Origin of the sequence: Ideonella sp. BN130291, from assembly GCF_036231905.1 — a bacterium.
Classification (GTDB): domain Bacteria; phylum Pseudomonadota; class Gammaproteobacteria; order Burkholderiales; family Burkholderiaceae_C; genus CAMLIZ01.
In genome coordinates this window covers 246,585-257,840 of record NZ_JAZARE010000009.1, presented here as the reverse complement: position 1 = coordinate 257,840, position 11,256 = coordinate 246,585, and the positions used below count along the sequence as shown (strand labels likewise).

The following is an 11,256-nucleotide window of genomic DNA, read 5'->3' as shown; positions in this document are numbered from 1 at the left end:
GCGAGGCTCATGGGGCCACCCCCCGTGCTTCGCGCTGCGGTGCGAGCGGCTTCGGGCGGCCGGGCTGCGCTCATCACACCCGCCCTCCGGCATCGCCCCACACGGTCTCCAGCCGGCGCAGCTGGGCGTCCAGCCCGGCCACGGTGGTGCCGGCGCGGGTGACCAGCCGGCAGTCGAAAGGCTTGAGCGTCGCGTCCTCTTCCACGCTCACCGTGGGCCAGCGGGCATCACCGGCCGCGGCGCGCTGGCAGCGCTCGCGCACACGGCGCGCCACGGCCGGGTGCACCACCAGGGTGACCGGCTCGTCCTCGATCAGCTGCTGCACCGCGGTGCGGGCCAGTGCGGACACCAGCTCCGCGGCGTCGATCTCACCGGCGAGCTTGCGCACCACCTCCAGCGCCAGCATGGCCACCGTGGCTTCGGTCTGCGCACGCAGGGCCTCGCGCTCGCGCTGGGCACGGCTGGCCAGGTCGACCTGGGCCTGGGCGAGCTGCTTGCGCGCAGCCGCTTCACCGGCGGCGAACCCGCTCGCGTAGCCTTCTCGCCGGGCCTTGTCCGCCGCCGCCAGGGCGCGCGCATCGGCGAGCTCGCGCTGCGCCTGCAGCGCCTGCACCAGCGCCTGCGCATGCTGCAAGGACTGCACTTCGCCAGGCGGCAGCACGCGCCGGTCGGTCGCGACGCTCAGGTCGCCGGTCGCGAACAGGGCGACGTAGCTCATTTCGTATCCTCCACGGCCGGCTCGGAGGACGGCTCGCGCAGCACCACGCGGTCGGCACCCTCGGCCTCCTGCTGCAGCAGCTGCAACGCCAGCGCCGTGAGCGGGCGCGCCACCACCGCGGGGCACAGCGGCGGCTGGGCATCGGCAGCCGGCAGGCGCGGCGCGGCCACACCCCGCATCCAGGCCGCGGGCAGGCTGCCCAGCAGCACCGCGCGGCCGGCGTTGTCGAACAGGCGCGCCAGGTCGCCGCTGCCGGGCACACCCGGCGCCTGCGCCGGCAGCTCGGGGCTGTGCATCACGCGGTCGAACATCCAGTCGCCCACCAGCGCACGCGCGGCACGCAGGCGTGCGGCATCGATCCACAGCCGCATGCCCGGCGCGGCAAACAAGGCACCGGCCACACGCACCAGGCGGGCACGCCGCGCATTGGCCCAGAGGCACCAGTCGGGCAGCAGCGCCAGGTCGGCCCAGGGCAGCGCCTGGGTCTCATGCGGGCCCTGCACCTGCGCCAGCGCGCCCGCCACCGCGGCACGGCGGGCCCGGCGCTCGCGGGCGGCCTGCAGCTCATGCAAGCTCATCGGGCCGCCCTCCGCGAGCCTGGTGCCTGAGCCCTCATGCCGGCGCCTTCGGTGCCGGCACGCGGCGCTTGGTGGCCACGTCGGCGCGCACCGGCTGGCGCCGCCGCCAGGCCCAGAAGCCGCCACCGCCCAGGGCCACCACGCCACCCCCGCCCGCGAGCGCGGCCAGCGCGGTGTCCAGCGGCGCGGCGGGTGCGGCCGCCGTCGGCGCCGGCATGCCGTTTTCCGGCCAGGGCTCGGCGGGGAACAGGGCCACGGTGACGTTGTCGTAGGGTAGCCCTTCGACCCCGTTGACCACCAGCGCCTTGATCTGCCCCACGCTGCCCGACAGGTCCTTGCCCGCGCGGTGCTTGATGAAGACCGAAGCCGCCGCCGGATGCGGCTTGTCCACCAGCGGGTCCTTCTCCGGCACGGCCAGGTGCACCCGGGCCACCACCACGCCGTCGATGTGCGCGATCGTGTTGGCGATCTCCTGCGACAGCGCATGGATCAGGCGGGCGCGCTCTTCCAGCGGAGAGGAGACAAAACCCTCCTTCTTGAACACCCGGCCCATGCTGTCGAAGGTGTCGCGCGGATAGCCGCTGGCATGCAGCACGGTGACGGCGCGGGAGAACTCGCTCTGCCGTGCAGTGACGGCAAAGGTCTTGCCGTCACGCAACTCCTTCTGCGCATTCAGGCCGGCGTTGCGCAGCACCGCGACCATCTCGTTGGCCTGCTGCTCGCTGAGCTCGGTGTACAGGTCCTGCATGCCGCAGGCGGCCAGCAGCAGGGCCGCCGCGGCCGGCACCAGCAGCCGCACTACACCCCTTGCGATCGACATGGCACCACTCCTCTTTGCACGGTTGTCAGGACTGCTGGCGGAACAGCTGCTGCAGGCCATCGGACGCGCGGTTGGCGATGTTCGAGGTGAGCTGGCAATGGAACATGAACTCCTGGCAGCGCACGGTCAGCATCACCATCTCGCCCGGCGTGAGGCTCTGGCCGGCGGCGGCGGCGCTGTTGGCCGCGGTGTGCAGCTGGGCCGCTTCGCCATTGATGTGCTCCAGCGGCTGGAACAACGCCTGCACCGCGGGCGTGACACGGCTGTTGGCCTGCGCCTGCAGCTGGCTCTCGCCACCCCGCGCCTGCGCATTGCGCAGCGCCTCGTGGAAGCCCGACAGATCGGTGAGCGACACGCCGTAGCCGGCCTGCACGCCCGACGGTGGCAGCGCCGCCGGCGACGCGGCCAGCGCTGCGGCTGAAAGTTCGATCGACATGCGGATCTCCTTTCAGTGGAATCGGCTTATTGCTTGCGCGCCATGGTTTCGAGCGCGGTACCCACCGACGACAGCGCGGTGTGCGAGCTGTTCGACAGGAAGCTGAATTTCAGCGTCTCCGCGGTGAGCGCGGTGATCGCCTCGGGCCGGTCATTGCCGGCGCTGATGTCGTTGGACATCTCCTCGATGCGGCCGGCTTCGCTGTCCAGGGTCTTGCCCCAGGCATCGGCCATGGCCTCGAACCAGCTGCTGCTGCCCCCGCTGCTGCCCTGGGCCGACTTGGTGGTGTTCAGCGGCGCGGTGGCCATCAGCGACAGGGGGTTGATGGAATTGCTCATGCGGGTCTCCTTCAGGGTGGTCGGTCAGAAACTGAGTTCGCTGTGTTCGCGGCCGCGTGCCAGCTGCACACGGCCTGCTTCGATGGCCTCGATGCGGTGGCCGGTGGGCAGCAGTGCGCCCACGAAATACCGGGTGCCGTCGGCGGTGACCACGTAGGCGCTTTCGCCGGGCACGATGGAAGCGATGCGCTTGCCGGGGTCGTCCACCACCGGCACGTTCTCGGGCGGCGGCGCGGGTGGCCGGTTCTGCAGCGTGAGGCTCGCCAGGCCGGCCACGTCGCGACGCGCCGTGGCGGCGGCGCGCTCCAGGCGGGCGGCGTCGGGCTCCTGGGTGCGCACCGTCACCTGGCCCGCCGAATCGCCCTGGGCCTGCGCGGTGACGCCCTGCACACGGAACACATCGGCCACGGCCGTGGCCAGCTGTTCGCCGGTCCACACCTCCAGCTGCACGCCAGCCAGGCCGTTGTCGGCCAGCAGCCGCTGCAGGCGGTCGCGTTCGGTCTGGGTGCCGAGGTGCCCACGCACCACCGGGCCTTGCACCCCGGCTTCGACCTTCAGCCCTTCAAAGCCCGGCGTGAGCATGAGCAAGCGCACGGTGCGCTGCTGCGCATCGGGGCCGGCCACCGGGCGCGGCGTGAGCAGCTGGCTCAGCAGCCACAAGGCCGCGGCCACCAGCACCAGGGCCGCCCCACCCAGCGCCACCCAGGTTTCGGGACGGCGCCTGTGTGTGGCAGTGACCGTGGCGGTGGATGGGGCTTCGATGCGGCGCGCTGCGACCGGCTCGGCAGCGGCTGGCGTGGCCACGCCGGGCCCGTCGGCCACCAGCATCGGCAACTGCCATTGCGCGCTGTCCGGCTCGCCCAGTGCCAACACCGTGCCACCCAGTCGCAAGGGCACGTACAAGGGCCAGGCCACCTGTTCACCGGCAGGCACCGGCTTGCCGTTGACCTTCACCTCGCCGGCCAGCACCTCGATGCGTGCACCGGCCGCGCCGAGCAGCATGACCCGCACACGCGCCTCGCCGATCTGCGGGTCGCGCAGCTGCACGTCGCAGCCTGCGGACAGCAGCCCGCCGATCTCGAAGGTGCCTGACGCCGGCATCTGCGCGCTGGCGCCCCGCTGCTGCCCGTCGAGCACGCGCAGCTCGAACACGGTGTCGGAAGGGGCAACGGCGGCAGCGGCCATGGTCAGCGTTCTCCTGCGGGCATGTACTCGGTGCGCGGGGCGGGGGCGGGTGCGGCGGGCTGGCCGGCCTGCGGCGGCGCCGCCTCCAGCGCCTTGGCGGCGGCCGCCGCAGCCCGGCCGGGGGCGGCAAGGCGCGGCGAGATCAGGAACATGCGCTCCACCCTGCCGCGGCTGTCGTTGCGGGTCTTGAAGAGGTTGCCCACCACCGGGATGTCGCCCAGCACCGGGATCTTGTCGACGTTGCTGCCGCTGCTCTCGCGCACCAGGCCACCGATGAGCAGGCTCTCGCCTTCCTGGATCAGCGCCTGGGTGTTGACGGCGGAGCGCTCCACCACCGGCAGGTTGTCGATGTTGCGGGCGGTGATGCTGCCGTCCTCGATGTTGACCAGCAGCTTGATGCGCACCTTGTCCTTGTCCTTGAACACGTGCGGGGTCACGCGCAGGTTGGTGCCGGCCGACACGTTGAATAGGTCCACCTCCTCGCGGCCGGCAACCTTCACGTAGAAGGTCTGGCTGTTGTCGAACACCGCCTCCACGTTGGACAGGGTCACCACCTGCGGGCTGGACACGATGCGCGCCGCGCCATCGGACTGCAGCGCATTGATGCGCGCGACGAACTGGCCGGCATCACCCAGCACGGCGGAGACAAAACCGCCGCGGCCCGGCGGCTGCGGCGTCACCGTGCCGAAGCCGGCGCCATAACCGGCATTGCTCCAGCGCCAGTTGATGCCCAGCTCGCGCAGGCGCTCGGTGTTCACGTCGATGATGGTGGCCTCGATCTCCAGCGACTGGGGCTCCACGTCGAGCGCGGACACCAGCTGCTCGTACTGCGCCAGGCGCTCGGGGGCGTCGCGCACGATCACCGCATTCAGGCGCTGGTCGGCTTCGATGCGCACCTGGTTCGTGTCACCCAGCCGCACCGCGGCCTGCGCCGCGTCGGTGCCACTGGCGCCGGCACCGTAGGCCGCGAGGAGTGCATCGGCCACGCCGTTGCCGGCCTGCGCCCCGCTGCCATCGTTCAGGCCGAGCGTGCCGAGCTTGTTGTTGTTTGCGCCCGCGCCGACCGCCGCCAGGCCCTGGCCGCGCAGCTTGGGTTGCGTGGGCCGCAGCAGCTGCTCGCCACCCACCGCCACGTTCTGGCGCGCACCACTGGTGACCAGCGAGCGCAGGATGCTGGCCACGCCGGGCACCACCACCTGGCGGCCACCGAAGGCCACGCTCACGTCCTGGGCCCAGGCATAACGCAGGTAGAAGACCCGGAAGCCCAGCGGCGGGCTCACCGCGTTGGCCGCCTGGGCCGAGCGATGGAACTCCTCCACCTGCTCGATGAAGCGTCGCGTGCCGGTGGCCACCAGGCTGCCGTCGCGGGACAGGCGCAAGGTGTTGCGTGCATCGGTGAGCCGGGCCTCCTGCACCGCGCGCTGCACGCGTTCGCCCACCTTGGGCGTGACGTTCAGCGTGCGGCTGGTGATGTCACCGGCGGACACCACGTGCACCACCGAGCCATCGAAGTAGGTCACCAGCCCGAAGGAGCGCGACACGTCGCGCAGCACCTTTTGCGCCGGGCCGCTGAAGCTGCCGCTGACCTGGCCCTTCACGCTGGGGCTCACGCTCACCGGCAGGTCGAGCTGGCCGAACAGGTCCTGCAGGAAGGAAGCGATCGGCTGCTCGCGCGCGGTGAGCGAGAGGTTGCGGTCGTCGAAGGGGATCGGCGCGGCCGAGGCGCCCAGGGCGCTGGCCAGGAAACAGGCGGCCAGCAGCAAACGGTGAGGAAAGCGCATGTTGTTGTTCGGTGGTTGTCTCTGGTCTTTTTGATCCGGCTCAGGCCGCCTCCAGCATCGGCGCGCCGGGCAGGCCCACGCGGTGCAGCAGGTCCAGCTTCAGGGTGGGCATGAGCTCCTGGTACGACAGCACTGGCGTGTCGAAGGCATCCGGCTCGATCAGCTTGCGCAGGTGGCGCCGCAGGTCCACCGGGGCCACGATGGCGTCGGGCTGGTGGGTCCGGATGGCGGCGTTGAACTGGTCCAGCACGGCCTGCGCGGTGGCCGGGTCCAGCGCCAGCTGGTGCACGCCGCCGGACACCCGCGCGCTGTCGCGCAGCTGGTTCTCCAGCTCGGGCGCGAGCAGCAGCGCGCGCAGCTGGCCGTCGGGGGCGTGGCGGTGGCTGATCTGGCGCTTGAGCGCGATGCGGGCGAATTCGGTGAGGGTGTGCACGTCCTTCTCGCGCTGGCCCACGTCGGCCAGCGTCTCCAGCACGTCGCGCAGGTGGCGGATCGGCACTTCCTCTTCCACCAGACGGCGCAGGATGTCGGCCACCCGCTGCATCGGCAGCGCGCGCATCACCTCCTTCACCACCTCGGGATAGTCGGCGCTGGCGCGCGTGAGCAGCGCGCTGGTCTCCTGGATGCCGAGGAACAGCGCGGCGTGGCGGCGCAGCGCCTGGCGCGTGGCTTCGGCCAGCGCCTGGGCACGCCCGGTCTCCGGCAGGTCGCCCTTGGCGATCGGCACTTCATAGGCCAGCAGCTGCCAGGCCGGCGCATCGGCAGAGCCGGCCAGCGCCTCGGTGCGGCCGTGCACGCTGATGCGCGGCAGGTTGAGCCCGAGGGTGAGCTGGTAATGCTCCAGCACCTGGTGCAGTGCCTGCATCAGCTGCGGGCCCTCGTCGCCATGCAGCGCGGCGGCCGGCAGCTCCAGCAGCAGGGGCACCGCCGGGCGCGGTTCGGGCAGCGCGGTGGCGAGCACCTGCTCCTGGTCTTCGCGCGGCTTGCGGCTCACCGCCTCCAGCGCCGGGCGAGACAGGCGCTCGAAGCGCTCACGCAGCAGCGGCATGCCGAGTGCGCCCAGCCCGGCCACCGTGACACCCAGCCCCACGAACACCGCGCCCGGAAAGCCCGGCACCAGCGCGAACAGGAAACACAGGCCGCCGGCCACCAGCAGCACACGGGGCTTGGCCACCAGCTGCTGGCGGATCGCATCGCCCAGGTGGCGGTGGTCTTCGTCGGCGGTGCGGGTGACGATCAGGCCGGCCGACATGGCGCCCAGCAGTGCCGGGATCTGCGACACCATGCCGTCACCGATGGTGAGGATGGAGTACTTCACCATCGCGCTGCCCATGTCCATGCCCTGCTGCAGCACGCCCACGGCCAGGCCGCCCAGCAGGTTGATGATGATGATGACGATGCCCGCGATGGCGTCGCCCTTGACGAACTTCATCGCGCCGTCGAGGCTGCCGTGCAGCTTGCTTTCCTGCTCGAGCTCGCGGCGCTTGCGCTTGGCTTCGTCCTTGTCGATCAGGCCGGAGCGCAGGTCGGAGTCGATCGACAGCTGCTTGCCGGGCATGGCGTCCAGCGTGAAGCGCGCGGCCACCTCGGCCACCCGCTCGGCGCCCTTGGCGATCACGATGAACTGCACCACCGTGATGATCAGGAACACCACCAGGCCCACCACCAGGTTGCCGCCGGCCACCATCTTGCCGAACGTGTCGATGATGTGGCCCGCATGGCCTTCGAGCAGGATCATGCGGGTGGTGGCGATGGCCAGCGAGAGCCGGAACAGCGTGGTGATGAGGAGCACGCTCGGGAACACCGAGAACTCCAGCGGGGAGGCGATGTAGATCGCCAGCAGCAGCAGCATCAGGCCGATGGCGATGTTCACCGCCACCAGCAGGTCGATCATCACCGCCGGCAGCGGCAGCACCATCAGCGCCACGATGGCCACCACGCCGGCCACCAGCAGCAGGTCGCTGTAGCGCGCGAGCGGGCCCTCGTTGCGCCGGCCGGCGGAGCGGAAGTAGGCGGCCAGGTTCATCGGGCGGTCGCTCCGAGCGAGGCGCGCAGGGCGCGGTACTGGGCCAGCACGGCCTGCACGTAGCCGCGTGTTTCCGCATACGGCGGAATGCTGCGGCCGTGGCGCTCGACCGCGCCTTCACCGGCGTTGTAGGCGGCCAGCACCAGCGCCAGGTTGTTGCCGAAGCGGCCCTGCAGGGTCTTGAGGTAGGCCGAGCTCACCTCCAGGCTCACGTCCGGGTCCAGCAGCTGGCTGCGCGGATCGCCCACGCCGAAGCGGCGCGCGGTGGCCGGCATCACCTGCATGACGCCCAGGGCCCCGGCATGCGACACCGCCTGCGGGTTGTGGCGCGACTCCACATGGGCGATGGCATGCAGCAGCAGCGGATCGATGTCGTAGGCGGCCGCCACCCGCTGCACCTTGGGCGCCAGGCTCAGCAGGCGCTGCTGCGCGGCGTTGAGCCTGCCGGTGCGGCCGGGTACCGCAGGCCGCGCGGCGCCGGCGGTGGATGCGGAGCTGGCGTAGCCCGCCGGGACCGGCGCGGCCTGCGCCGGCAGCAGCGGCGCGCTGTCGTACAGCTGGAGCTGGGCTGCTTCGGCAGACGGTGGGATTGCAGCGGCGCTGGCGCGGGCGGCATCGCCCATGGCGCAGCCCTGCAGCGACAGGCTGAACTTGTGCACCAGCGGGGCCTGCGCCGCCGCCAGCACCGCACCTTGCGGCGCGAGGCAGCCCGCTGCGTCGTCGGCTGCCACCACGAGCGAGGATGCCAACAGCATCCCCACGCCCATCATCGTGTGGGCTAGGTGCATCGTCTACTCCCTGGCTACCCCGGCGGTCACGGCCTTCTGGGCCCTGCCGCCTTGTTCGGGGTGAAGTCATCATGCGGGCGCTACTTGGCCTGTTCGTGACAAAACTCACAGCACCTGTGACACCTCGTTTCCTAGGGGGGCCGAGAACCACTAACTAGTGATGCACCCCCTCCCCGCCCCTAAGTCATCAATCGAAACAACTGATCCACGCCCGGCCGCGAAGATCACCTCGTACCGACCCCGGGAAGCCCATGGCCGACAAGAACGATGGTGGCGACAAGACCGAGAAGCCGACTCCGCAGAAGCTGAAGGACGCGCGCAAGAAGGGCAGCGTCTGGAAGAGCAAGGAGATCACCAGCACGGCGACGCTGCTGGTCTGGCTGGCGCTGGGCGGGCTGGCCGCTGCCTATGCGGGCGTGCGCCTGCAGGCGCTGATGGTGGCGTCGTTCCAGGCCATCGGGCAGGACTTCACCACCGCGGCGCGCAACCTCGGTGCCAATGCACTGGAAGCCGCGCTGCTGCTGAGCGCCATGTTCATGGTGCCGGTGGCCGCGGTCGGCGTGCTGGTGGAGTTTTTGCAGGCCGGCCCGGTGCTGGCCTTCGACAAGGTGAAACCGAAGCTGGAGAACATGAACCCGGTGGAGGGGATCAAGCGCATGTTCACCATGGACAACCTGGTCGAGGTGCTGAAGGCGGTGATCAAGACGGCGCTGCTGTTCGGCATCGGCTGGGCGGTGCTCAAGGGCCTGCTGCCGCAGATCCTGCTGCTGGCACGCCAGGGCGCCGACGGCCACGCGCTGGCCGGGCTGCTGGGCAGCGCCTACTGGCGCATCACGCTGCAGGTGACCGCATGGACGCTCGCGGTGTTCGGCCTGCTCAGCGTGCTGGACGCGGCCTGGCAGCGCCACTCCTTCATGAAGAAGCTGCGCATGAGCCTGCGCGACATCAAGAAGGAGATGAAGGACAGCGAGGGCGACCCGCACATCAAGCAGCAGCGCCGCCAGACCCACCAGGAATGGTCGCAGCGCAATGCCGCGCAGGCCGCGCGCCAGGCCAACGTGCTGGTGGTGAACCCGACCCATGTGGCGATCGCCCTGGAATACGACCGCGACAGCTGCCCCATCCCCACGGTGAGCGCCAAGGGCGAGGACGAGGTGGCGCGTGCGATGAGGGAAGCGGCGGAGGACGCCGGCGTGCCGATCGTGCGCAACGTGGCGCTGGCACGCGAGCTGCTCGCCGGCACCGAGGTGGGCGAGATCGTGCCGCAGCACCTGTTCGAGATCGTGGCCGAGGTGATCCTGTGGGCGCGCGAGGTGCGCGAGGACATGGAGCGCCAGCGCCGCGGCGAGCCGCCCGCGCGGCGCGTGAAGCCACCGGGCGAGGACGCCACGCGCTATCCTGAGCAGCGCTGAATCACGGGCCCGTGTCCATGGAGAACTTTGCGTCCTCGCTGCTGTCGATGCTGATCGCGCTGGCCTTCGTGCTGGCGCTCGCCTGGGTGGCGATCCGGGGGCTCAAGCGCATGCAGTACGGGCGCACCACGCGCGCCGGCGGTGAGGTGCTCACCTTCGTTCGCGCGCTGCCGGTGGGGGCGCGCGAACGCGTGGTGGTGGTGCACTACCGCGGCGAGGAATGGGTGCTGGGGGTGACCGCCGGGGGCATCAGCCTGCTGGGGCGCGGGCCGGTGCCGGCGACGGCGGACCCGCAGCTCACTTCTTCTCTTCCGCCTTCAGCACCACCCGCTCGCTGATGCTCTTGCTGGCCAGCGTGTCCGTGACGTAGGTGGTGGAGCGCACCAGCAGGTCGCGCGCCACTTCCTCCAGCGGCGAGCCGGAGATGGCGGCATGGCTGCCGCCCAGGCCCACGCCGCCGGCCCAGCCGCCGCCCGACAGGCCGAAGCCGCTGCGCTGGTTGTCGGCCTGGAAGGTGCGCGAGCCCATGATCTTGGCCTTGCGGATGTCCACCACGCGCAGGTCCATGTTCATGTGGACCTTGGTCTTCTTCCAGTCCACCGAGCCGGCCACCAGCGAGATGGGGCCCTTGAACAGGCCGCCCAGCGCGCCCAGGCCGGTGGAGCTCTGCTCGAAGCCGAGCGAAGTGATAGAGCCGGTGATCATGAAGTCGGCGGCTTCCACCTCGGCCTTCTTGCCCACCAGCGCGAGCTCCTTGTTGATCTCGTCCAGCGCGGCGCGCTCCATCACGTCGAAGCAGCCGGTCTGGCTGAGCGCGGTGGCCAGCATGTCGGTCATGCCGGTGCCCACGCCGGTGTAGGTCGGCTGCTTAACGTTGCCGCCGCTGCCGGCGGCGTAGTCCCACCAGCGGTAGCGCCGCGGGTCCTGCTGGCCGGCGCCGGAGCTGCAGTCGGCCGACTTGCACTTGATCTCGGTGATCATCACCTTGGCGACCGGTGCGGCGCACTTGGGCACGCTGATCTCGCGCTCGGTGACCTCGCTGGTCTGTGCCAGTGCGCACGGCACCACCATGGCGAGCATGGCGCCGCCGACCCAATGTTTTGCCTGCATGTCCGTCCTCCTGGGATACCACCACGACGCCGCCCCTCCGGCGGCGCGCAAGGCTAGCGCAGTT

Annotated in this window: 12 protein-coding genes; 2 read left to right on the top strand and 10 right to left on the bottom strand. The window is 70.9% G+C overall.

Features of this window, described 5'->3' with window-relative positions:
- Positions 1–73: 73 nt before the first annotated feature.
- The 9 genes from VPH43_RS20180 to VPH43_RS20140 are packed head-to-tail and all read right to left on the bottom strand — an operon-like array spanning position 74 to position 8,670.
- Entirely contained in the window at positions 74–718 is a 645-nt protein-coding gene (locus tag VPH43_RS20180; RefSeq protein ID WP_328579543.1) for a FliH/SctL family protein, read from the bottom strand.
- On the bottom strand, positions 715–1,296 hold the full coding sequence (locus VPH43_RS20175) for a hypothetical protein (protein WP_328579542.1): 582 nt from the start codon (positions 1,294–1,296) through the stop codon (positions 715–717). The genes VPH43_RS20180 and VPH43_RS20175 overlap by 4 nt, the downstream gene beginning before the upstream one ends.
- Positions 1,297–1,330: 34 nt before the next feature.
- Positions 1,331–2,116, bottom strand: a complete 786-nt coding sequence (gene sctJ / locus VPH43_RS20170; RefSeq protein WP_328579541.1) for a type III secretion system inner membrane ring lipoprotein SctJ — start codon at positions 2,114–2,116, stop codon at positions 1,331–1,333.
- A gap of 25 nt (positions 2,117–2,141) precedes the next feature.
- The gene (locus VPH43_RS20165) at positions 2,142–2,552 is read right to left on the bottom strand and encodes a hypothetical protein (RefSeq protein ID WP_328579540.1); all 411 of its coding nucleotides are present in this window, start codon (positions 2,550–2,552) and stop codon (positions 2,142–2,144) included.
- Between the two features lie 26 nt (positions 2,553–2,578).
- Entirely contained in the window at positions 2,579–2,890 is a 312-nt protein-coding gene (locus VPH43_RS20160) for a hypothetical protein (protein ID WP_328579539.1), read from the bottom strand.
- A 24-nt stretch (positions 2,891–2,914) separates the two neighbouring features.
- Complete coding sequence (locus tag VPH43_RS20155; RefSeq protein ID WP_328579538.1) at positions 2,915–4,075, bottom strand: SctD/MshK family protein; 1,161 nt, start codon at positions 4,073–4,075, stop codon at positions 2,915–2,917.
- 2 nt (positions 4,076–4,077) lie between these two features.
- Positions 4,078–5,856, bottom strand: a complete 1,779-nt coding sequence (gene sctC / locus VPH43_RS20150; RefSeq protein WP_328579537.1) for a type III secretion system outer membrane ring subunit SctC — start codon at positions 5,854–5,856, stop codon at positions 4,078–4,080.
- A gap of 40 nt (positions 5,857–5,896) precedes the next feature.
- Positions 5,897–7,882 (bottom strand): flagellar biosynthesis protein FlhA, encoded by a 1,986-nt coding sequence (locus VPH43_RS20145; RefSeq protein ID WP_328579536.1) that lies wholly within the window; start codon positions 7,880–7,882, stop codon positions 5,897–5,899.
- Positions 7,879–8,670, bottom strand: a complete 792-nt coding sequence (locus VPH43_RS20140) for a lytic transglycosylase domain-containing protein (protein WP_328579535.1) — start codon at positions 8,668–8,670, stop codon at positions 7,879–7,881. The genes VPH43_RS20145 and VPH43_RS20140 overlap by 4 nt, the downstream gene beginning before the upstream one ends.
- A 251-nt stretch (positions 8,671–8,921) precedes the next feature.
- Between VPH43_RS20140 and sctU the strand changes: the two genes are divergently transcribed.
- Together sctU and VPH43_RS20130 are read left to right on the top strand one after the other, a co-directional pair.
- Entirely contained in the window at positions 8,922–10,082 is a 1,161-nt protein-coding gene (sctU, locus tag VPH43_RS20135) for a type III secretion system export apparatus subunit SctU (protein ID WP_328579534.1), read from the top strand.
- Positions 10,083–10,099: 17 nt separating this feature from the next.
- Positions 10,100–10,420: a FliO/MopB family protein gene (locus VPH43_RS20130; RefSeq protein WP_328579591.1), complete on the top strand. Its 321-nt coding sequence runs from the start codon at positions 10,100–10,102 to the stop codon at positions 10,418–10,420.
- On the opposite strand, the gene VPH43_RS20125 is transcribed toward VPH43_RS20130, so the two are convergent.
- Positions 10,380–11,192, bottom strand: a complete 813-nt coding sequence (locus VPH43_RS20125) for a CsgG/HfaB family protein (RefSeq protein WP_328579533.1) — start codon at positions 11,190–11,192, stop codon at positions 10,380–10,382. The two genes, VPH43_RS20130 and VPH43_RS20125, sit on opposite strands and share 41 nt — an antisense overlap.
- Positions 11,193–11,256: the final 64 nt, after the last annotated feature.

Bases quoted from the DNA above. Each gene is read 5' to 3' on its own strand.
- VPH43_RS20180 (WP_328579543.1), bottom strand. From the start codon at position 718: ATGAGCTACGTCGCCCTGTTCGCGACCGGCGACCTGAGCGTCGCGACC.
- VPH43_RS20175 (WP_328579542.1), bottom strand. From the start codon at position 1,296: ATGAGCTTGCATGAGCTGCAGGCCGCCCGCGAGCGCCGGGCCCGCCGT.
- sctJ (WP_328579541.1), bottom strand. From the start codon at position 2,116: ATGTCGATCGCAAGGGGTGTAGTGCGGCTGCTGGTGCCGGCCGCGGCG.
- VPH43_RS20165 (WP_328579540.1), bottom strand. From the start codon at position 2,552: ATGTCGATCGAACTTTCAGCCGCAGCGCTGGCCGCGTCGCCGGCGGCG.
- VPH43_RS20160 (WP_328579539.1), bottom strand. From the start codon at position 2,890: ATGAGCAATTCCATCAACCCCCTGTCGCTGATGGCCACCGCGCCGCTG.
- VPH43_RS20155 (WP_328579538.1), bottom strand. From the start codon at position 4,075: ATGGCCGCTGCCGCCGTTGCCCCTTCCGACACCGTGTTCGAGCTGCGC.
- sctC (WP_328579537.1), bottom strand. From the start codon at position 5,856: ATGCGCTTTCCTCACCGTTTGCTGCTGGCCGCCTGTTTCCTGGCCAGC.
- VPH43_RS20145 (WP_328579536.1), bottom strand. From the start codon at position 7,882: ATGAACCTGGCCGCCTACTTCCGCTCCGCCGGCCGGCGCAACGAGGGC.
- VPH43_RS20140 (WP_328579535.1), bottom strand. From the start codon at position 8,670: ATGCACCTAGCCCACACGATGATGGGCGTGGGGATGCTGTTGGCATCC.
- sctU (WP_328579534.1), top strand. From the start codon at position 8,922: ATGGCCGACAAGAACGATGGTGGCGACAAGACCGAGAAGCCGACTCCG.
- VPH43_RS20130 (WP_328579591.1), top strand. From the start codon at position 10,100: ATGGAGAACTTTGCGTCCTCGCTGCTGTCGATGCTGATCGCGCTGGCC.
- VPH43_RS20125 (WP_328579533.1), bottom strand. From the start codon at position 11,192: ATGCAGGCAAAACATTGGGTCGGCGGCGCCATGCTCGCCATGGTGGTG.